Annotated in this window: 16 protein-coding genes; 4 read left to right on the plus strand and 12 right to left on the minus strand. The window is 66.9% G+C overall.

Translation table 11 applies throughout. The features are described from left to right. Window positions 1–57 precede the first annotated feature (57 nt). On the plus strand, window positions 58–951 hold the full coding sequence (locus tag QX135_RS05150; RefSeq protein ID WP_316233973.1) for a DUF3313 domain-containing protein: 894 nt from the start codon (window positions 58–60) through the stop codon (window positions 949–951). Window positions 952–1,057: 106 nt separating this feature from the next. Here QX135_RS05150 and QX135_RS05155 read toward each other — a convergent pair whose 3' ends face one another. From QX135_RS05155 to QX135_RS05170, 4 genes are all read right to left on the minus strand, one after another. Further along, a complete protein-coding gene (locus tag QX135_RS05155) occupies window positions 1,058–2,332 on the minus strand; it encodes a DUF2130 domain-containing protein (RefSeq protein ID WP_316233974.1) in 1,275 nt (424 codons plus the stop codon). 110 nt (window positions 2,333–2,442) lie between these two features. Beyond that, a complete protein-coding gene (locus QX135_RS05160; RefSeq protein WP_316233975.1) occupies window positions 2,443–5,520 on the minus strand; it encodes an efflux RND transporter permease subunit in 3,078 nt (1,025 codons plus the stop codon). Beyond that, window positions 5,517–6,593, minus strand: coding sequence for an efflux RND transporter periplasmic adaptor subunit (locus QX135_RS05165; protein ID WP_315781914.1), 1,077 nt, complete (start codon window positions 6,591–6,593; stop codon window positions 5,517–5,519). The genes QX135_RS05160 and QX135_RS05165 overlap by 4 nt, the downstream gene beginning before the upstream one ends. Then, complete coding sequence (locus QX135_RS05170) at window positions 6,590–7,711, minus strand: efflux RND transporter periplasmic adaptor subunit (RefSeq protein ID WP_316177054.1); 1,122 nt, start codon at window positions 7,709–7,711, stop codon at window positions 6,590–6,592. Before QX135_RS05170 ends, QX135_RS05165 begins: the two co-directional genes overlap by 4 nt. Window positions 7,712–8,027: 316 nt before the next feature. Between QX135_RS05170 and QX135_RS05175 the strand changes: the two genes are divergently transcribed. Beyond that, window positions 8,028–8,666, plus strand: a complete 639-nt coding sequence (locus QX135_RS05175) for a TetR/AcrR family transcriptional regulator (RefSeq protein WP_316177052.1) — start codon at window positions 8,028–8,030, stop codon at window positions 8,664–8,666. 310 nt (window positions 8,667–8,976) lie between these two features. Here the strand turns inward: QX135_RS05175 and QX135_RS05180 are convergent, their stop codons facing one another. Together QX135_RS05180 and QX135_RS05185 are read right to left on the minus strand one after the other, a co-directional pair. Further along, window positions 8,977–9,276: a hypothetical protein gene (locus tag QX135_RS05180; protein WP_315781907.1), complete on the minus strand. Its 300-nt coding sequence runs from the start codon at window positions 9,274–9,276 to the stop codon at window positions 8,977–8,979. Window positions 9,277–9,796: 520 nt separating this feature from the next. After that, window positions 9,797–10,981, minus strand: a complete 1,185-nt coding sequence (locus tag QX135_RS05185; RefSeq protein WP_315738547.1) for a urate hydroxylase PuuD — start codon at window positions 10,979–10,981, stop codon at window positions 9,797–9,799. A gap of 199 nt (window positions 10,982–11,180) precedes the next feature. Between QX135_RS05185 and QX135_RS05190 the strand changes: the two genes are divergently transcribed. Then, complete coding sequence (locus QX135_RS05190; protein WP_316177049.1) at window positions 11,181–11,492, plus strand: hypothetical protein; 312 nt, start codon at window positions 11,181–11,183, stop codon at window positions 11,490–11,492. A 116-nt stretch (window positions 11,493–11,608) separates the two neighbouring features. Here QX135_RS05190 and QX135_RS05195 read toward each other — a convergent pair whose 3' ends face one another. Then, complete coding sequence (locus QX135_RS05195; RefSeq protein WP_316177047.1) at window positions 11,609–14,323, minus strand: molybdopterin-dependent oxidoreductase; 2,715 nt, start codon at window positions 14,321–14,323, stop codon at window positions 11,609–11,611. Then, a complete protein-coding gene (locus QX135_RS05200) occupies window positions 14,320–15,147 on the minus strand; it encodes an FAD binding domain-containing protein (protein WP_316177045.1) in 828 nt (275 codons plus the stop codon). The genes QX135_RS05195 and QX135_RS05200 overlap by 4 nt, the downstream gene beginning before the upstream one ends. A gap of 140 nt (window positions 15,148–15,287) precedes the next feature. On the opposite strand from QX135_RS05200, the gene QX135_RS05205 reads away from it, so the two are divergent. Next, a complete protein-coding gene (locus QX135_RS05205) occupies window positions 15,288–16,634 on the plus strand; it encodes an 8-oxoguanine deaminase (RefSeq protein WP_316233976.1) in 1,347 nt (448 codons plus the stop codon). A gap of 9 nt (window positions 16,635–16,643) precedes the next feature. Here QX135_RS05205 and QX135_RS05210 read toward each other — a convergent pair whose 3' ends face one another. From QX135_RS05210 to QX135_RS05225, 4 genes are read right to left on the minus strand one after another with little or no spacing between them, the layout of a single operon-like run. Next, window positions 16,644–17,621 carry a peptide ABC transporter ATP-binding protein gene (locus QX135_RS05210; RefSeq protein ID WP_315811711.1) on the minus strand — a complete coding sequence of 326 codons (978 nt, stop codon included), beginning with the start codon at window positions 17,619–17,621 and terminating at the stop codon, window positions 16,644–16,646. Then, on the minus strand, window positions 17,618–18,652 hold the full coding sequence (locus QX135_RS05215) for an ABC transporter ATP-binding protein (RefSeq protein WP_315738541.1): 1,035 nt from the start codon (window positions 18,650–18,652) through the stop codon (window positions 17,618–17,620). Before QX135_RS05215 ends, QX135_RS05210 begins: the two co-directional genes overlap by 4 nt. A 27-nt stretch (window positions 18,653–18,679) precedes the next feature. Next, window positions 18,680–19,591 carry an ABC transporter permease subunit gene (locus QX135_RS05220; protein ID WP_315738540.1) on the minus strand — a complete coding sequence of 304 codons (912 nt, stop codon included), beginning with the start codon at window positions 19,589–19,591 and terminating at the stop codon, window positions 18,680–18,682. Further along, on the minus strand, window positions 19,588–20,598 hold the full coding sequence (locus tag QX135_RS05225; protein ID WP_315755371.1) for an ABC transporter permease subunit: 1,011 nt from the start codon (window positions 20,596–20,598) through the stop codon (window positions 19,588–19,590). The genes QX135_RS05220 and QX135_RS05225 overlap by 4 nt, the downstream gene beginning before the upstream one ends. Window positions 20,599–20,665: the final 67 nt, after the last annotated feature.

A 20,665-nucleotide genomic window follows, 5' to 3' on the forward strand; every position in this document is an offset into this window, starting at 1 on the left:
AAACATGGCGCCGCTCGCGAGGGGCGCGCAGATTGGTCGGCGTGAGGCGGTCCGGGCATGGTCGAAATCGACGTCGCGGCTTTCGTGAGATCATGCACCCCGGCCACCATCCGCCTGGCGATGCTGTGCGCGGCCCTCGACCTGTCGGGCTGCGCCACGGCGCCGATGACGCAGAGCGGCGCGCTCGCATCCTATCAGTCGCTGGCGGAATCGAACGGCGTGCTCGCCAAGTCGCTGCTCAACGTCGACAAGGACAATGTGCTCGCGGCGCAGACCGTGCGTATCATGCCGACAACCTTCTCGGGCCAGGCCGGCGCGGTGCTGACGGACCAGCAGCGGCAGCTCGTCGCCAACGCCGTCGACCGCGCGCTGTGTCTCAACCTGAGCGAACGCTTCACGGTCGTGGCGCCCAATCAGAGGGCCGATTTGACGACGCGCACCTTCATCACCCAGGCGACGCCGACCGATCCGGTTGCCGCCGGGGCCTCCAAGGTCGTGTCGGCCGTGCCGGGCGCGCTCGGCGTTCCCGTTCCGGTGCCGCGGCTGCCGATCGGGCTCGGCAGTCTCACGATCGAGGCTGAGGCGCTCGACCGCAAGGGCCGGCAGCAGGCCGCAATGGTATGGGCGCGCGGCGCCAATTCGTTCACCAACTCGCCGGTGCTGTCGCAGGCCGGCGATGCCTACGATTTGGCAGGTTCGTTCAGCGCCGATTTCGGCCAGATGCTGGTGACCGGCGAGACCCCGTTCGGCAAGGTGCCGAAGCTGCCGTCGATCGAACGGATCGGCGCGGCGCTCGGCGGCAAGCCGAAGAATGCGGCATGTGAGGCGTTCGGCAGGGATCCTGGAGTCATCGGCATGGTCGCCAACCGTCTGGGCGCACCGCCGGAATGGGTCGACAAGGGTGCTGTGCAAAGGGACGCGCAGGCGAGCACACAGATGGCGAAGCAGTAGCGGCCATCTGCATCCGCATGCCATGGGAATGCGAGACGCGGCCGCGTAGGAAAGCATAGGCGCGGTGCGGTGCTGGCACACCTCGGATCGGCGCGGCCGGCACGCGCTACTCCGCCGCCTCGCTCTTGCCCTCGATCAGCAGCACGTCGAGGCTCTCGATCTCCTGCATCGCCCGGCCGGCGATGCCCTGCAGGTCGCCATACAGTCCCGCCGTCGAATCCAGCACGCCGCGCAGTTGCTCCTCGCGCTTGGCCCAGAGCCGCATCATCGTCTTGCGCTCGCGGTCGAGGTCCGATTGCATCTCGGTGAAGCGCTCGACGATGGCGTCGATGCGGTGGCGGAAGCGGGGGCCCGTGAGATAGGCGTAGACCATCTCCATCTTGGTCTGCTGGCCCTCCTGCGCGAGCTTGCTGCAGGCGACGTCGATCAGCGACTGCCGCAGTGCCAGCGACAGTGGCAGCGCGAAGCGCGGCTCGGCGACCCAGACGCCGTCGATCAGGTCGAAGCCGTCGACCCCCTTGGGCAGCGCGCTCGAGACGATCAGCGCGATGTCGGCCTTGGCGGCGCGCAGGTCGTCGCGCAGCTTGACCAGCCAGCCATCGCTCCAGTTCTTGGTGCGCTTGGATTCCCACAGGATCGCCCCGCAGACCTGGCCGCTGGGGGCCACGACCCGATGGATCACGTCGCCGCCGAACTCGCCCTTCGGCACCGGCTCGACAAGGTCGCGGGGGAAGCGCGCGCGCAGTTGTGACTCTAGCTCGATCTCGAGCGCCTCGCCCTGAAGCTGCTGCGAGCCCTGCTCGGCCTTGCGGCGGAGCTCCTCGATCTGGCGCTGCATGCCGGCGATCTGGGTTTCCTTCTCGGCGACCTTCGCCTTCAGTCCTTCCTCGGCCTCGAGCCGCGCCTTGTCGCGCACGGCGACGAGACTCTCCTGCACCTTGGTCTCGATGGTGAGATCGAGTTCGCGGCGGGCCTCGTCGAGCTCGCGCTGCTTGCGCATCATCTCGGCCTGCGCCTTCTGGGCGTCGGCGAGCTTGGCGTCCTTGCTGACGATGGCCTCATGCAGCTCGGCGAGCTGGCGGTCGCGGTTGCCCATTTCGTCCGCAACGGCCTGGCGGGCCTTCGCCGCCTCGGCCTGCGCGATCGCGGCGCGCTCGGCCTTCAGCTTGGCGGCGACTTGCTGATCGATCGCGGCCTTGGCCTGCGTGATTTGCTCCTGCGCCGCCTTGAGCTGCGCCTCGCGGCGGCCGAAATCGGCTTCCTTCGCCTGGAGCTGCTTCTCGAACTGCCGGCGCGTCTCCGCGATCAAGGGCGCTGCGAGCTGCTCTGTCAGCTTGATCTCGGTGCGGCAGGAGGGGCAGACGATCTGAGGATCGGTCATGATTCGCATCCTTCCATGAAGGCCGAATCTAACCGGCCGCCGCGTGGCGTTTAACCCACGCGGACGGCTTATCCCATGCAATTATCTGCGATTCCCCGCCATTCGGCGTCTTACGCGCCGTGCGGCGTGGCCTCCGGAGCCGCGGTGTTGTCCGGCGCCTTGATGCGGAACCAGGCGACGTAGAGCGCCGGCAGGAACAGCAAGGTCAGCACGGTGCCGACGATGATGCCGCCCATCATCGCATAGGCCATCGGGCCCCAGAACACCTCGCGCGCGATCGGGATCAGCGCCAGCGAGGCTGCGGCCGCCGTCAGCATGATCGGCCGCATGCGGTGCTCGGTCGCTTCCATCACGGCCTCCCACGGCGGCCGACCCTCGTCGCGCAGATGCTCGATCTGCACGATCAGGATCACCGAGTTGCGGATCAGGATGCCGATCAGCGCCAGCACGCCGAGGATGGCGACGAAGCCGAGCGGCGCGCCGCTCGGCAGCAGCGCCGCGACGACGCCGATCAGGGCCAGCGGCGCCACCGCGAACACCAGGAACAGACGCTGGAAGCTCTGCAGCTGCAGCATCAGGATGGTCGCCATCGTGAACAGCATGATCGGGACGACCGCGATGATCGGCGCCTGGCTCTTGGCGCTCTCCTCGACGCTGCCGCCGGTGACGACCTTGTAGCCGGCCGGAAGCTTGGCGTCGAAGGCCGCGATCGCCGGCTTGAGCTGATCGACGACCGTGTTGGGCTGCACCTGATCGATCACGCTGGCCTTCAGGGTCAGCGTCGGCTGCCGCGAGCGGCGCCAGATCTCCGGCTGCTCGATCTGGTAGCGCAGGGTCGCCAGCGCCGCGAGCGGGATCGACTGGCCGTTCGATCCGGACAGCTGCAGATCGCGCAGCGTCTCCAGCGACTGTCGTTCCTTGGCCTGGGCGCGGCCGCGAACGTCGATCAGATAGATGTCGTCGCGCACCTGGGTGATCGAGGTGCCGTCGAGCACGCCGTTCAGCGCGTTGGCGATGTCCTCCGAGGTGACGCCGAGCTGGCGCGCCTTGTCCTGCAGCACGTCGACTTTCACGACGCGCGCCGGCTCCATCCAGTCGAAGATGACGGCCCCGAGATGGCTGTTGCCGCGCAGGACGCCGGCCAATTCCTGCGCGATCTCGCGCACCTTGGCCACATCGGGCCCGCTGACGCGATACTGCACCGGGCGGCCGACCGGCGGGCCGATGTCGAGCAGATGCACATAGGCGTCGGTGCCGGGGAACGTCTTGGTCAGATAGGCCTGCAGCTTGGCGCGGGCACGGTCGCGCGCCTCGAGGCTCTTGGTGACGATGATGATCTGGCCGAACGACACGTCGGCCGGCTGCACGTCGAACGACAGCACGAAGCGCTGCGCGCCGGAGCCGACATAGGTCGACCAATGGTCGATGTCGGGATCGCCCTTCAGCGCCTCCTGCTCGAACTGCGCCATCTGCGCATTGGTCTCGGCGATCGAGGAGTTCTGCGGCAGGTTGAAGTCGATGACGAGCTCATTGCGGTCGGAGGAGGGGAAGAACTGCTGCTGCACGAAGCGCATGCCGAACACGGAGAGGCCGAAGATCAGCACCGTGGCGATGATCGTGGTCCAGCGGTGCCGCATGCAGGCATTGAGCATGGCGCGGAAGATCCGCGTCAGCCGGCCGCCTTCGGCATGATGACTCGGCAAGGTCGCTGGCAGAATGGTGACGCCGAGCAGCGGCGTGAACAGCACGGCGACGATCCACGACACGACCAGCGACACCGCGATCACGACGAACAGCGTGAAGGTGAACTCGCCGGCGGCGCTGTTGTTGAGGCCGATCGGAATGAAGCCGGCGACCGTGACCAGCGTTCCCGTCAGCATCGGGAACGCGGTCGAGGTGTAGACATAGGTCGCTGCCTTGCGCAGGCTGTCGCCCACTTCGAGCCGCGCCACCATCATCTCGACCGCGATCATGGCGTCGTCGACCAGGAGGCCGAGCGCGATGATCAGCGCGCCCAGCGAGATGCGCTGCAGGGATATGCCCGTGTAGTTCATGAACAGGAAGGTGATCGCGAGCACCAGCGGGATCGAGATCGCGACGACGAGGCCCGCGCGCACGCCGAGGCTGACGAAGCTGATCGCCAGCACGATGATGACGGCTTCGTACAGTGCCTTGGTGAAGCCGCCGACGGCTTCCTCGACGATCTTGGGCTGGTCCGAGACGAGATGCACGCCGACGCCGACCGGCAGGTCGGCCACGACCTTCGCCATCTCCTCCTTCAGCGCCTCGCCGAAGTCGAGCAGGTTGGCGCCCGCCTTCATGCCGATGGCAAGCCCGATCGCCGGCTGGCCGTTGAAGCGGAACAGCGACGTCGGCGGGTCCTCATAGCCGCGGGTGATGGTGGCGACGTCGGTGAGCGGAAAGAAGCGGTCGTTGATGCGCAGGTTGATCGCCTTGAGGCTTTCCTCGGAGGTGAACTGGCCGGAGACGCGCACGGCGACGCGCTCGGGGCCGGCCTGCAGCACGCCGGACGGCGACACCGCGTTCTGCGCCTGCAGCGCGGTCAGGATGGTGCGCTGGTCGATGCCGAGCGCGGCCACCTTGCGCGGCGAGAATTCGAGATAGATCACCTCGTTCTGCGCGCCGACGATGTCGACGCGGCCGACATTGGGCACGGTCAGCACCTTGGCGCGGACCTCTTCGACGCGGTCACGGAGCTGGCGCTGGCTCAGCCCGTCGCTGGTGAAGGCGTAGATGTTGCCGAACACGTCGCCGAAGCGGTCGTTGAATCCCGGCCCGATCACACCGGACGGAAAGTCGCCCTTGATGTCGTTGATCAGGTTGCGCACCTGCAGCCAGGTCGGAACGACATCGCGCGCCTTGGTCGTGTCGCGCAGGTTGACGAACACGGTGGTTTGGCCGGGCACGGTCAGGCTCTTGGTATAGTCGAGCGCCGGCAGCTCCTCGAGCTTCTTCTCGATGCGGTCGGTGACCTGGCGTGTCATCTCCTCGGCGGAGGCGCCGGGCCACTTGGCCTGGATCAGCATCGTCTTGATGGTGAATGACGGATCCTCCTCACGGCCGAGATGCAGGTAGGAGTAGAGACCCGCGGCCATGAACGCGATCATGAAATACCAGACGAGCGAGCGGTGCTCGAGCGCCCAGTCGGAGAGGTTGAAGAACTTCACGGCTGAGATTCCTGATCGATGCGGACGGACTGGCCATCCTTGAGACTGTGCACGCCGGCGGTGACGACGCGCTGTCCGGCGTCGAGGCCGCCGGTGACGCGGACGCTGCCGTCCTCGTTCCTGGCGATCGTGATTTCCTGTCGCTTGACGGTCTTACTGGCCGCATCGATCAGCCAGACGAAGCTCTTGTCGTTCTGCTCCAGCACGGCCGAGCGCGGCAGCCGGATGACGGTCTTCTGCTCGGTGTCCAGCGTGGCGGTCACGGTGGTGCCGAGGCGCATGATCTCCGGCGGGTTGTCGAGCGTGATGCGGATGCGGCGCGTGCGCGTGGTTGCATCGGCGCGCGGCGCGATCTCGCGGACCTTGCCTGCCGCGCTGACGCCGGGATCGACCTGGAGCCGCACGGTGAACGGCGTGCCGGCCTGCAGGCCGCCGGCGATGTCGTCGCCGACATCGATGACGGCTTCGCGGACGTCGGGCCGCGCGATGGTGACGACGCTCACGCCCGGCGAGACGACCTGTCCGACTTCTGCGCCGACCGCGGTGACGATGCCGGCGAAATCCGCCTTGAGCTGGGCGTAGCCGAGCTGCTCGCGCGCCTTGGCGAGGTTGGACTGCGCCTTGACGACGGAGGCCTGGGCGGCTGCGCGCGACTGCTCCGCGCTCTCCAAGGTCGCCTTGGTGGTGGCGTCGGTTTCCAGCAGGGTGCGCTGCCGGCCCTCGGTGCCGGTCGCATTGGTCAGTTGCGCCTGGCTGCGCGAGACCTCGGCGGCCGAGGCACGCACGGCGAGCTCGAGCGCGGCGGGATCGATCGCCGCCACCACCTGGTCCTGCTTGACCATGTCGCCGACGAAAACGGGACGTGAGATCAGCCGTCCAAGGACTCGGAAGCTCAGATCAGACTTGTAGCGCGGCTCGACGGTGCCGGTGACGGCCGAGCCGTTGGCCGCCTGCGGCTCAATCTTCATCGACAGCACTGGCCGGACCGGCTCGGGAGCGGCGGCCTTTTGGTTGCAGCCGGCGAGCAGAGCGAGCGCGCCGAGCGGAAGAACACAACGCATCGGCGTCATCACGACCGCTTCTCCTCGTTGAATGTGATCTGTTGTCCGACGCTGAGCAGCTTGCCGCCATCGGTCACGACGCGATCGCCGGGCTTCAATCCGGCCGAGACGACGATCGCGCCGGTCTCATAATCCTCGATCGTGATCGGCTTCAGCGACACGGACTTGTCGGCGGCATTGACCAGCCAGACCGCCGGCGTCTTGCCTGCGGCCGTCAGCGCGCTCCATGGCAGTACGATGCGCTGCTCCGGCTTGATGAAGCCGGTGGCGCTGACGGCGCTGCCGAGGGTCATCTCAGGTGGCGGAGTCTCGATCGCGATCTTGACGCGGACCGTGCCGGACTTCGGATCGATGGTCGGCGAGACCTCGCGCACCGTGCCCTTGGCGGTGACCGAGGGATCCGACAGCAGCGAAAGCGCCACCTTGCTGTCATCGAACTTGAGCGACAGCGCGGCCTCGTAGACGTCGATCACGGCGTCGCGGGCGCCGTCATGGGCTAGCGTGAACACCGACTGCGCGGCCTGGGCAACCTGGCCGACCTCGATGTTGCGCGCGGTGATGGTGCCGTCGGCATCGGCGCGCAGCTCGGTATAGGTCAGGGCGTCCTTGGCCGTGCCCAGCTGCGCCTTGGCGGACTCCAGCGAACCCTCCGCCGTGCGCAGCGTCTCCTGGGCCTGGTCGAAGGTCGCCCGTGTCGTGAAGCCGCTCGACAACAAGGTCTGCTGCCGGTTGAAGTTGGAGGTCGCGACCTTGACCTGCGACTCCGCAGCCGTCACGGCGGCCTCTGCGGAATCGAGATCGGCCTGCTGCTCGGCTGGGTCGATCTTGGCCAGCAACTGGCCGGCCTTAACGTGTGCGCCGACCTCGACCAGCCGCTCGGTGACGCGGCCACTGACCCGGAACGACAGGTCCGCGAGCACGCGCGCCTGGACGTCGCCGGTCAGCGTGATCGATTGCCGCCGCTCCGACAGCTTGACCACCTCGGTCCGCACCAGCCGGGATGGCGGCGCCGTTGCGGCCGTCTTCTGCTCGCAGCCGGCCAGCAGCAGGCTGACGGCAGCACAGCCGGCCACGGCCAGCAGGCGTGAGCCCGACGTCCGAAGGAAGGGGAATCCTGCGAATGGAGACATGGTCGTATCTTCGGCCCGGTTGGGTGGTGACGGTCGTCCCTGTCCCGCCGCGCATGCACGCCGGATCAGAAGCGCCTGTTGGTCGCAAGCAGCCCGCAGAATTCGCTCAGCCGCCCGCCGTTGCAAGGAAGCAGGTTCACGCGAGAGTTGAACACCATCCTCTTGACAGTGCGTGAATTAGACAATCAAATCTAGAATATATCGTCTAGTAACATTCTCGTGGCGGTTTCCAATTACCCCTATGCGGCTTGCCGGGCGCTCCCGTTGGGGACATCGGCATCGCTGCCGCCGCGATGAACGAAGGCATGACGCGAACGTGCGACGGAAAGCTGCGACCGACCTGAATGACCCCGCGCGCACGGCGGCTCGTGCGCCCCGCCAGGCGCGCGGCCGTGAGCGCCGCGAGCAGTTGCTCGACGCGGCAGCCGCCATCATCGCCGAGGCCGGGATCGGTGCCGTCGGCATGCACGCCGCAGCCCAGCGCGCCGGCGCGTCGATCGGCTCGGTCTATCACTTCTTCCGTGACAAGGATCAGATGCTCGATGCGCTCGCCGAGCGTCACGATGCCGAGCTGCAGCCGGCGTTCGATCGCGTGCTGCAGCGAAGCGATGCGGAATGGACAGCGATGTCGCCGCCGCAGGTCATCGAGCAGTTGATCGGCTGGGCGATTCGCTACTTCGTTCGCCATCCAGATGCGCTGGCGACGCTGGATCTGCACGATCAGACCATGCATGCCGAGTTCAGGGCCCTCATCGACCGCGTCATGCGTGCCAGGCTCGGCGACGAACTGGGCCAACAGGCGGCCACCACGCTCGATACCGTCGTGCTCGGTACCCTGCTGTTCACGCGCGAGCAGGATCCGCGCAGTCGCGACGTCGTGGTCGCCGCGCTGCCGGAGATGATGGCAACCTATCTCACGGCGCTGGAGGCGAAGCGGAAGCGGCCGAAGGGGTGAGGTACAGACGCCGTATCGACGCGATCAGTGCGGCGACCTGAACGGCCACTCGCTCCTTTTCCGATGGATCGCCACCGAGCGCGGCGTCGCTGTGTCCTCGATCGGCTTGGCCGAGAGGATGATCTGGTCCTCGCCGTTCCAGCGGTCGAACTCGTAGCACCATTTGCCAGTCTCCGGTGTCCGATAATGCCAGTCCTTCAGCGCTCGATCGCGAGACGGATGATCGACGACCGCGAGGGTCGTTCGGTGCCGCCGACGATGCTGCAGATCAGACGGAACGACGAGGCAGGCGCGGCCGTATGCATCCCGCTCATCGCACGGGCCCCGCTGGCGATGGCGTGTCGACATGATCCATCGTCGTCATCGACAGCGGCTGCGGGCCCTCGACGAGAGCAGGGCGATCGCGGCGATGGGCCAGCCGCTGCTCGCCGCTCCGATTGCGTTTGCTGGCGATCCCTTCGACCAGCCGGGCCACGACGCCGACCACGGCAAAGCTCACGAGCAGCGAGATGCACAGCAGCCCTAGATAGAGCTTCAGCACCGAGCTTGCGAAGCAGGCAAGCGCGATGAGCGCGACAATGGCCAGCCGGCCTTTGACGGAGATCGACATGATGGAGCGTTTCGCTGATAGCTGATTGTGGGCGCCACTCTAGCGCCATGTTTTCTGCAGCCAAGCCGCGTCCCAATGGGTGGTAAATTTTGCCGCAAGGTCATGACGACAATCGGATGCGCTCCAACTCAATCGTCGTTGCTCGGATATCAGCTCAACTGCGCGTTGTGAAAATCCGGTTGTCCCAGCGTCGGCTTCACGCATGCGTCGTGGGGAACCGAAGCGAGCATCTGCAAGCACGCCGTCGCGCAATGACCGAGCCGACGGCTGCGTTGTCGGCGAATGCCGGAACGATGGGTCGAGTGCTTGTTGCGCGCCGAGAACATGCCCCGCGCCCGTGAGGGCGAACGATATACGCAACCCGGGCCGATCGCGCCGCGGGAGCGCCGTGGCACGTCTTCTCCTAGAGAACCGCGATGATTGAAAGTCGAACCGTTGCCAGGGCGCATGAGCTCGCGCGGGTGCGTGGGCTCGGCGAACGAGCTGTTTGACAGGTGAAGAGGACAGTGAAGGTGAGCGGCTATTGCGCGCCCGCCCACGCCGCGAGCACGGCGCGCTCCTCGCCGGTGATCTCGGTGATGTTGCCGGGCGGCATGGCGCTCGACCACGCGGCGTTGCGCACGATCAGCCGTGCATTGCGCCGGATGTTGTCGGCGGTGTCGAGCCGCACGCCCTTGGGGGCTGCGACGATGCCGTCCCATACGGGCTCGGCGGCGTGGCACATGCTGCAGCGGGAGGTCACGATCTCCTCGACCTGCGCGAATGTTGGCGGCGCGCTCATCGTCGTCTTGGCGTCGCGAGGGCCCGCCGCGGACAACAGCAGGATGCCGATCATGCCCGCGGCCGCAACGCCCCACACCCACCATGGCGACGGATGACCCTTGTGACGCGCGTTGAAGAAGTGGCGGATCACCGGCCCGAGCGCAAGCACGATGGCGACGATCGCCCAATTGTAGCGGGTGCCGAACAGCAGCGGATAGTGATTGCTGATCATCAGCACCACGACCGGCAGGGTCAGATAGTTGTTGTGGACCGATCGCTCCTTGCCGGTCTTGCCGAGCCTGGGGTCCGGGGCCTGACCTGCGATCAACGCGGCAACGATCTTCTTCTGGTTGGGGATGATCACCGCGAACACGTTGGCGACCATGATGGTGCCGATGATCGCGCCGATCTGGTTGAAGGCGCCGCGGCCGCTCAGCACGTGGGTGAAGGCGTAGGTGAGCGCGACGAGGAAGATGTAGCCGCCGATCGCGAACGGCAGCTCGTGCCTGGCAAGGCCGCTGCGGCAGGCGCCCTCGTACAGCAGCCACGCCAGCGCCAGCGAGCCGAAGCTGAACAGGCCGGCCTGAACGGGCGTGAGATCGAGGATCGACTTGTCGACCAGGAACAGGTCGGCGTTGAGATAATACACCACGATCATCAGCACGAAGCCGGACAGCCAGGTGGTGTAGGCCTCCCATTTGAACCAGGTCAGCTCGCGCGGCATCTGCGCCGGCGCCACCAGATATTTGACGATGTGGTAGAAGCCGCCGCCATGGACCTGCCAGGCTTCGCCCATCACGCCCGTCGGCAGGCCCTCACGCGGCTTCAGGCTGAGATCGAGCGCGATGAAGTAGAACGAACTCCCGATCCACGCCACCGCCGCGACCACGTGCAGCCAGCGGAAGATCAGGCTCAGCCATTCCGATATGATCGAGGCCCACATCGTGCGCTCATCTCCTTGTGCAGCACGCGCCGAAGGACGGCCGCCTGCGCCCCATCTGTTGCATCGATCCCGTGTGATTTCCAGCGCATCGCTTTGGCAGGCCGTGCACAGGAGACAGGCCTTCATGCGCGCTTGATCTGGTGGACTTCGGCCGCGCGATTGCGTTCAATGCATCCGGTAACGACGCATGGCGGACGCGATGAAGAGACCGGTCCTGATCATTCTGGTGATGGCGCAGCCCGCCTTGGTGCAATCCGCCTTGGCGCAGACAGCGCCCGCGCCGAAGCCGGCAGCCGCCAGGCGCGCCGATGCCTGCGCGCCGATCGGGCGCACCGAGGACGGCAAGCTGGTCTATTCGATGAAGTGCGAGATCATTCCAAAGCCGGTCGCGCCTGCCGCGCCACAGGCGGCCGCGCAGCCGACGCAATCTGCTCCGGGAGCCGAGCCGGAGCCCGAGACCGAGCGAAGCGGCCTGTTCGGCTGGTCCTACGATCGCCGGTCGAAGCCCTAGCGCAGCCATCTCCCACCCCGGACGTGCTGCGCAGAGGAGCTGGTGGCCGCCGGACGCTCGTCGACCGGACGAAATGTCTCGCTCATGCCCGTCCCCGGATCGTCGCCATCATTGGCTCATTCGCCGAATGTCTCCTGCAACTGCGGAAACAGCCGGTCCGGCTTGAACGGCACGGCGGTGAAGCGGATGCCGGTGGCGGCGCGCAGCGCGTTGCCGAGCGCGGCGGCGACCGGATTGTAGGGGCTCTCGCTCATCGACTTCGCCCCCAATGGGCCGATCGTATCGCTGGTGTCGGCAAACAGCACTTCGGTGCGCGGGACGTCGGCATAGGACGGCACATGGTAGTCGCGGAAGCGCGGATTGATCACGCGGCCCGTCTCGTCGATCACGATCTCCTCGTAGAGCGCAGCACCGAGCGACTGCGCGACGCCGCCCTCGATCTGGCCGCGGCACTGCATCGGATTGGCGACGCGGCCAGCATCCGCGGCCTGCACGCTCTTGAGGATCTTGACCTCGCCGGTGTGCTTGTTCACGGCGACGCGAAAGCCCTGGACGTTGAACGCGACCGAGCGCGGCGTGCCCTGCGAACTGCCGCTCGCGGTGAGCGGCGATCCGCTGGCGTTCGCGAGCTCGGCAAAAGCGAGACGGTGTGCGCCGCACGTGATTGCATCATCGGCGATCACGCAGGCGCCGGGAGCGACGTTCCACCTGTCGGCCGCGAACCGCTTGATCGTCTCGGCCAGCGCCTCGGCGGCAGCCTGGGTCGCGCGTCCAGCGACGAAGGTGCCTGTCGAGCCATAGGCGCCGGTGTCGTGGCCGCCATGCGCCGTGTCGGACTGTCTGAGGCTGATGCGACCGACCGTGGTGCCGAGCACGGTCGCCGCGATCTGGCGATGCACGGTGCTGGTGCCATTGCCGAACTCGGCGGTGCCGACGGTGAGCACGAAGCCGCCGTCGTCGCGCAGGCTGATGGCGGCGTCGGCGAAGTGGCCGTCAGGCGGCACCGTATCGATCATCGTCAGCGCGATGCCATCGCCCGTCAGCCACTCGGCCGACAGCTCCGGCGTCGGCGTGGCCTCGGCCATGGCGCGCTCGACCAGATCGAGGCACTGGTCGAGCCCGTAGGAGCCGTACAGCACGTCGCTGTGCTCCGATGCCGGCGGCGCCAGCATGGGATCGCCGGGCCTGACGATATTGCGGCGTCGCATCTCGACAGCGTCGATGCCGAGCTGCCGCGCGAGCTCGTCGATTGCGGCTTCGACCGCGAAGGTGGTTTGCGGCAGGCCGTAGCCGCGATAGGCGCCGGCCGGCACCGTGTTGGTGTAGACGGCGATCGCGTCGACCTTCTTGTTGGGACAATTGTAGACCGAGATCGACTCGCCGCAGGCATGGAACAGCACGGGCCCGGCGTGATTGCCGTAAGCGCCGGTGTTGGAGACTACATCGAGCTGCAGCGCGGTCAGCTTGCCGTCGCTGTCGGCGCCCGCTTTGATCGTGACACGCATCGGATGTCGCGTCGAGGTCGCGATGAACTGCTCCTCTCGGGTGAATTCGAGCTTGACGGGACGGTTGGTCTTCAGCGCGGCGAGCGCGAGGATATCCTCGACGAACATCTCCTGTTTGCCGCCGAAGCCGCCGCCGACGCGCTCGCAGAACACGCGGACCTGGTCGGAAGGCAGGTCGAAGATTTCGCACAGCGCCCGCCGTGTCAGGAACGGCACTTGCGTGCTGGAACGGACGGTGAGCACGCCGTGGTCGTCGAGCCAGGCGAGACCGCCGTGCGTTTCCAGGGCGGCGTGCTGCACCCGCTGCGTGGTGAAGGTGCCTTCATAGGTCGCGGCGGCAGACGCGAGCGCGGCGGCGACGTTGCCAAGCTCGCCGTGGGTCTCGGCGACGATGTTGCGGCTGACGTCCGCGATGCGATGCGCAGCTGTGCGGCCGGCGTGAATAACGGGCGCGCCGGGCGCGATCGCGGCTTCGGGATCGACCACGGCAGGCAGGATCTCGTAGTCGACGACGAGGCGTCGGCAACCTTCCTCGGCGGCGGCCTCGCTGTCGGCGACCACGGCGGCGACCTTCTGGCCGATGAAGCGGACGACGTCGTCGAGCACGCGGGTGTCGGCCGGATCCATCCAGGCCTGCTCATGGCGCGCGGTGGAGAACAGCGTCGCCGGCGCATCCTCGTGCGTCAGCACCGCATGCACGCCGGGCACCGCCAGCGCGGCCCTCTTGTCGATGCCGACGATGCGCGCATGCGCATGCGGCGAGCGCGCGAGCTTGACGTGCAGCAGGCCCTTGACCGTCGTGTCGAAGGTGTAGCGTGCCCGGCCGCGCACGACGTCGGGGCCGGCGGGGGCCGGCAGGCTGCGTCCGAAGGCTTCGCCGGCCGTGACATCCTCGACATGGGTGAGGCCGAGCAGCGCGTCCTCGATGGCGCGATAACCGGTGCAGCGGCACAGATTGCCCTTCAGCGCCGCGCCGAGATCCTTCACCTGCGCCTGGTTCAGCGAGGCGCAGGTGACGATCATGCCTGCGGTGCAGAAGCCGCATTGGAACGCCTGCGCATCGAGGAAGGCCTGCTGCATCGGATGCAGGCCGTCATCGGCGGCGAGACCTTCGACAGTCGTGACCGCCTTGCCCTCGGCGCGAAAGGCGGGGATCAGGCAGCTGTGCACCGGCTCGCCATCGAGCAGCACGGTGCAGGCGCCGCAATCACCGGCGTCGCAGCCCTTCTTGACGCCGAAATGGCCGGCGTCGCGCAGAAAGGTCCGCAGGCACTGTCCGGGGCGCGGGGCAGCATCGACTTCCTTGCCATCGACGATCGCGCTCATGGCCGCGCGCCGCCAGCGAGCTCGGCGCGAATCTCCTCGGCGAGGCGCAGGGTCATTGCCTTGCGCCAGGCGGGCTTGCCATGAACATCATCATGATACGACGTATCGGGGATGTCGCCGAAGATGCTCGCGCGCAGCAAGGTTGCGTCGGGCATGCTGGCAAAGCGCAGCTGCAGCGGCGTGACGGTCGATCCGGTTACGGTGAGCAGCAGGTCGCCGTTGCGGCCCGAGGTTCCGATCAGCAGCGCGCCGGAGCGTCCGACCGGAGTGAGTGCGATCTGGCGGAAAGCGGTGCGGCGCTTGAGCGCGGGCAGCGGAATGTCGATCTGGCGCAACAGGTCTCCAGGCGCGAGCACGTTGCTGTTGTTGCCGGTGACGAAGTCGGTGACCCTTATGCGCTGCTCGCTGCCGTCACTCCTCCAGATCGTGCAGACGCCCTCGAGCGCGGCGAGCAGCGAGATCATCGGCCCGGCCGGCAGCGACATGCAGAGATTGCCGCCCACGGTCGCCGTCTTCCAGATCTTGAAGGAAGCGAGGAACGCGCGGCAGCATTGATCGATCAGGGGCGCCGCGATCCAGTCGGCCGGGCAGGGCAGCGCGTCCAGCGCGGCGACGCTGCAGGTCGCGGCGATGCCCAGGCCCTGATCGCTGATGGTGAGTGGCGGCCAGGCGAGCTCGCTGAGATCGATCAGCCGCGACAGCTGCGCCTGCGGTTCGGAGAACAGCCACGTGCCGCCGGCCAGCCAGGCATCGCCTGCCTGCCAGCTGGGCAGCTCGGCCCGCGTTCTCGGGCGCACGACCTCCGTGATGGTGTTCAGATCCATGGTGATGCCAGCTCGTGGGCGCAGCCTATCGCGGGTGGAATCCTTGCAAGACCAGCGCCAACTGGCAATAGGATGACGCTGGCCTTCCGCTTGCAAGTTACCGGCACACGCAAACGCCCAATCAACGAGACGAGGCAGCCATGAGCACGACGCCGATCTGGATCAAGGACCCGCTCGCCATTCTCGCCGAGGATGCTGCGCGCGGTGTCGTCGTCAAGGACGGCCGCATCGTCGAGCTGGTGCCTGCCGGTGCCGAGCCGGCCACCGCTGGTGCGGCGACCTATGATGCCAGCGCGCATGTCGTGATCCCCGGGCTGATCAATACCCATCATCACTTCTACCAGACGCTGACGCGCGCGCTGCCGGCCGCGATGGACCGCGAGCTGTTCCCCTGGCTGAAGGCGCTCTATCCGGTCTGGGCGAAGCTGACGCCGGAGGCACTGGATGCAGCGGTCACGGTCGCGATGGCCGAACTGATGCTGTCGGGTTGTACGACCACGACAGATCATCACTACGTCTTCCCCGCCGGGCTCGAAGATGCAGTTGGCATCGAGGTCGCGGTGGCGAAGCGGCTCGGCATTCGCGTGCTATTGACCCGCGGCTCGATGAACTTGTCCGAGCGCGACGGCGGGCTGCCGCCGGACAGCGTGGTGCAGGACGAGGACACGATCCTTGCCGACAGTGAGCGCGTGGTCGCCACCTATCACGAGCGCGGGCCGGATGCGATGGTGCAGATCGCGCTGGCGCCGTGCTCGCCGTTCTCGGTGACGGGATCGCTGATGCAGAAGACGGCTGCGCTCGCCGACAAGCTCGACGTGCGGCTGCACACGCATCTCGCCGAGACCGAGGATGAGAACCGCTTCTGCGAGGCGATGTTCGGCTGTCGTCCGCTGGACTATCTCGAAAAGCAGGGTTGGCTTGGTCCGCGCACCTGGCTTGCGCACGGCATCTTCTTCAATGCCGAGGAGATGAAGCGGCTCGGCAAGGCGAGGACGACGATCACGCACTGCGCCTGCTCGAACCAGTTGCTCGCCTCCGGCTGCTGCCCGGTGTGCGAGATGGAGGAGGCGGGCGTCGGGATCGGCCTCGGCGTCGACGGCTCGGCGTCGAACGACGGCTCCAACCTGATGCAGGAGGTGCGCTCCGCTTTCCTGCTGCAGCGGGCGCGCTACGGCGTTAGCCGGATCAGCCACAAGGATGCGCTGCGCTGGGCGACGAAGGGCTCGGCCGCCTGCGTCGGCCGGCCCGAGCTCGGCGAGATTGCGGTCGGCAAGGCCGCCGACCTCGCACTGTTCAAGCTCGACGAGCTGCGCTTCTCGGGTTCAGGGGATCCGATCGCCGCGCTGGTGCTGTGTGGCGCGCATCGCGCCGATCGCGTGATGGTCGGCGGCCGCTGGACCGTGATCGACGGCGCCATTCCGGGGCTCGATGTCACCCGGCTGATCCGGCGCCACAGCGCGGCGGCAGCTCAGATGCAGGCGGGGTGAAGACGATTGTCAGGCCGGCTGTGGGTCCAGGAAGCGCTCGGCGTAATGGCAGGCGACGAGGCGGCCGTCGAGCGGGCGCAGCGGCGGGCGCTGCGCGCGGCAGAGATCCGTCACATGGGGACAGCGGGTCGAAAACACGCAGCCGGCCGGTGGGTCGAGCGGCGACGGCAACTCGCCCTTGGGCACGATCCGCTGACGTTTGCGGCCTAGGCCCGGCGTGGCGTCGACCAGGGCCTGCGCATAGGGATGAAGTGGCCGCGCGAAAATGCGCTCCTTCGGCCCGTGCTCCATGACCAGTCCCAGATACATGATCAGCACGTCGTCGGCGATGTGCCTGACAACACCGAGGTCGTGCGAGATGAAGAGATAAGCGAGCCCCAGCTCACGCTGCAGATCGGCCAGCAGGTTGAGCACCTGCGCCTGCACCGACATGTCGAGCGCGGAGACCGGCTCGTCGGCGACCAAGAGCTTCGGCCGCAACATCAGGGCGCGCGCGATCGCGATGCGCTGCCGCTGGCCGCCGGAGAACATGTGCGGATAGCGGCCATGATGCTCCGGACGCAGCCCGACCTTCGCCATCATGTCGAGCGCCTGCGCGCGCCGCTCCTGCTTGGTGAGGTCGGTGTTGATGATCAGCGGCTCCTCGAGGATGGCGCCGACGCGCTTGCGCGGGTTGAGCGAGCCATATGGATTTTGAAACACGATCTGCACGGTACGCCGCAAGGTCCTCGAGGCGCCGGCCGGAGGATCGACGGCGTCGAGGCCGTCGAGCATGAGCGTGCCGGCGTCCGGCTTCTCAATGAGTGTGACCAGTCGCGCGAGAGTCGATTTGCCGCAACCGGATTCGCCGACGACCGCCAGCGTCTTGCCAGCCTCAATGGCAAAGGACACGCCGCCAACGGCCTGCAGATGTGCGGGGGCGCGGAACAGGCCCTGCTTGACCTCGTAGCTGCGCTTGAGACTGTCCGCGGTGACGAGCGCCGTCATGACAGGGCCTCGTGGGCCTGGCTCGGCGCACCGGCGCCATGCCGGTCGGCCTCGATTCGCTCTTCGCGCGTGGGATCGCCGAGCGGGTAATGACAACGCACCAGGCCATCGCTCCAGGGACGCAACTCGGGACGCACCGCATCGGTCAGCGGCGTCGCATAGATGCAACGCGGGCTGAACAGGCACCCGGGCGGCCGGTCGTAAGCTCCGGGCACCACGCCAGGGATGGTGGCGAGCCGTCCCCCGTCGCTCGCTTCCGGGCGCGCCGCCAGCAAGGCGGCCGTGTAGGGATGCTGGGGCGAGGCGAACAGGCTCGAGGTCGGGCGCTGCTCCATGATCTGTCCCGCATACATCACCGCGACGCGCTCGGTCGTGTCCGAGACTACGCCCATGTTGTGGGTGATGAGGATCAGCGCCATGCCGCGGTCGCGCTGCAGCGACAGCAGCAAATCCAGGATCTGGGCCTGGATGGTGACATCGAGCGCCGTCGTCGGCTCGTCGGCAATCAGGAGCTTCGGATTGCAGGCGATCGCCATCGCGATCATGATGCGCTGGTTCATGCCGCCCGAGAGCTGGTGCGGATAGGACGAGAGCCGGCTCTCGGCGGCGGGAATGCCGACCTGCTCCAGCAGCTCGATCACCCGCCGCCGCGCGGCCTTGCGGTTCATCCCCTCGTGAATGCGCAGCGTCTCGGCCAGCTGATAGCCGATCGTGAACGACGGGTTGAGCGACGTCGTCGGCTCCTGGAAGATCATCGCGACGTCCTTGCCGGTGAGGGCGCGCCGCTCGCGGTCGGACAGGGTCTGCAGATCCCGTCCCTCGAACAACATTTTGTCGGCCTGGACTTGGCCGGGGTAGGGCACCAGTCCCATCAGGGCCAGCATGCCGACGCTCTTGCCGGATCCGGACTCTCCGACGATGCCCAGCACCTCGCCCTTGTCGAGCGCGATGCTGACGCCATCCACGGCACGGACCATCCCGTTCCGCGATGGAAATGCGACCGACAGATTTTCGATCTCGAGAAGCGGCATCGGATCGCCTTCACTCTCTTGCGCAGACTATCGTTTGAGCTTGGGATCAAGCGCGTCGCGCAGCCCGTCACCGAGCAGGTTGAAGGCCAGCACGGTCAGCAGGATCGCCAGGCCCGGCAGCGTGACGACCCACCAGGCCCGCAGCACGAATTCGCGCGCGTCCGCCAGCATGGTTCCCCATTCGGGCAAGGGCGGTTGCGCGCCGAGACCGAGAAAGCCGAGCGCGGCGGCGTCCAGGATCGCGGTGGAAATTCCGAGCGTCGCCTGCACGATCAGCGGCGCCGCGCAGTTCGGCAGCACTTCCTTGAACATCAGGCGGAGCCGGCCGGCGCCCGCGACCTTGGCCGCGATGACGTAGTCTTTCGATACCTCGCTGATCACGGCGGCACGCGCGATCCGCACGTAGTGCGGCAGCAGCACGATCGCGACCGCCAGCATCGCATTCATCAGGCCCGGCCCGAGGATCGCGACGATGACGATCGCGAGCAGAAGGCTCGGCAGCGTCAACGTGATGTCCATCAGCCGCATGATCGCGACCTCGGTCACGCCGCGGAAAAAACCGGCGATCAGGCCGAGAATCGTGCCCGATATCACCGACAACGTCACCACCGCGATGCCGATCAGAAGCGACAGCCGCGCGCCGTGGATGAGACGGGACAGAATATCGCGCCCGATCGCGTCGGTGCCGAGCGGATAGGACAGCGATCCACCCTGTTGCCAGAAGGGAGGCTTCAGGAACGCCGCATTGTTGGTGAGCACAGGCGAATGCGGCGCGACGACATCGGCCGACAGCGCGAGCAGGATCAGGACCGCGATGACGACCAGGCCCGCGACGGCCCCGGCATTTTTCCGGAAGTCTTGCCAGAACTCCAGCAATGGAGACGGTGGCGCGTCCGCTTGCGCGACAACGATGCGGGTTGGGAGGTTCTCGGCGCTCATCGCGTGTACCGGATGCGGGGATTGATCAGCCCATAGGCGATATCAACCAGCAGATTGACGGTCATGACGATCGCGCCGATCAGCAGCGTGCCGCCCTGCAGCACCGGATAGTCGCGGCGGTTGATGCCCTCGATCAGCCATTTGCCCACGCCCGGCCAGGAAAAGATGGTTTCGGTAAGGATGGCGCCGGTGAACAGTACGCCGACCTGCAACCCGATCACCGTCACCACCGGGATCAGCGCATTGCGCAAGGCGTGAATCGCGATCACGCGGAACGGCGGCAGCCCCTTGGCGCGGGCGGTGCGGATGTAGTCCTCGCCGAGGACCTCCAGCATGGCCGATCGCGTCATGCGGGCGATCACCGCGAGCGGCACCGTGCCGAGCACGATCGTCGGCAGGACGAGATGCGACAGGGCCGAACGAAACGCGCCGACATCACCGGCCAGGAGCGTATCGATCAGCAGGAAGCCGGTCACCGGCTCGATGAAATACTGCACCGCGATCCGGCCCGACACCGGCGTCCATCCGAGCTGCACCGAAAACAGCAGGATCAGCAGCAGTCCCCACCAGAAAATCGGCATCGAATAGCCGGTGAGCGAGATCCCCATCACGCCGTGATCGAAGATCGAGTTGCGCCTGACAGCGGCGATGATGCCGGCCGGCAGCCCTACGCACAGCGCAAACAGGATCGCGCAGACCGACAGTTCGACCGTCGCGGGGAACAAGGTCTGGAATTCGGCAATCACCGGCTCATGGGTGACGATCGAGCGGCCGAGATCGCCGTGCGCCAGCCGCGACAGATAGAGACCATACTGCACCAGCACGGGCTGATCGAAACCGTAGTCCTTGCGCAATTGCGCGAGGCGTGCCGGATCGATGCCGCGTTCGCCCGCCATCGTCTCGATAGGGTCGCCGGGGATCAGGCGGATCAGCACGAACACGAGCAACGTGATGCCGATGAAGGTCGGGACCACGAGGCTGAGCCGGGTAAAGACGAACCGCAACATGCAGAGCTCTGTCAACTTTCCCCGGAAGGTCTTCGGGAGGGCAGCGAAGCGGAAGCGGCGAAGCAGC

It is taken from the genome of Bradyrhizobium sp. SZCCHNR1098 (assembly GCF_032489375.1).
GTDB lineage: Bacteria > Pseudomonadota > Alphaproteobacteria > Rhizobiales > Xanthobacteraceae > Bradyrhizobium.

Bases quoted from the DNA above. Each gene is read 5' to 3' on its own strand.
- QX135_RS05225 (WP_315755371.1), bottom strand. From the start codon at position 20,598: ATGTTGCGGTTCGTCTTTACCCGGCTCAGCCTCGTGGTCCCGACCTTC.
- QX135_RS05215 (WP_315738541.1), bottom strand. From the start codon at position 18,652: ATGCCGCTTCTCGAGATCGAAAATCTGTCGGTCGCATTTCCATCGCGG.
- QX135_RS05170 (WP_316177054.1), bottom strand. From the start codon at position 7,711: ATGTCTCCATTCGCAGGATTCCCCTTCCTTCGGACGTCGGGCTCACGC.
- QX135_RS05185 (WP_315738547.1), bottom strand. From the start codon at position 10,981: ATGTGGGCCTCGATCATATCGGAATGGCTGAGCCTGATCTTCCGCTGG.
- QX135_RS05220 (WP_315738540.1), bottom strand. From the start codon at position 19,591: ATGAGCGCCGAGAACCTCCCAACCCGCATCGTTGTCGCGCAAGCGGAC.
- QX135_RS05205 (WP_316233976.1), top strand. From the start codon at position 15,288: ATGAGCACGACGCCGATCTGGATCAAGGACCCGCTCGCCATTCTCGCC.
- QX135_RS05150 (WP_316233973.1), top strand. From the start codon at position 58: ATGGTCGAAATCGACGTCGCGGCTTTCGTGAGATCATGCACCCCGGCC.
- QX135_RS05155 (WP_316233974.1), bottom strand. From the start codon at position 2,332: ATGACCGATCCTCAGATCGTCTGCCCCTCCTGCCGCACCGAGATCAAG.
- QX135_RS05180 (WP_315781907.1), bottom strand. From the start codon at position 9,276: ATGTCGATCTCCGTCAAAGGCCGGCTGGCCATTGTCGCGCTCATCGCG.
- QX135_RS05195 (WP_316177047.1), bottom strand. From the start codon at position 14,323: ATGAGCGCGATCGTCGATGGCAAGGAAGTCGATGCTGCCCCGCGCCCC.
- QX135_RS05210 (WP_315811711.1), bottom strand. From the start codon at position 17,621: ATGACGGCGCTCGTCACCGCGGACAGTCTCAAGCGCAGCTACGAGGTC.
- QX135_RS05200 (WP_316177045.1), bottom strand. From the start codon at position 15,147: ATGGATCTGAACACCATCACGGAGGTCGTGCGCCCGAGAACGCGGGCC.
- QX135_RS05190 (WP_316177049.1), top strand. From the start codon at position 11,181: ATGAAGAGACCGGTCCTGATCATTCTGGTGATGGCGCAGCCCGCCTTG.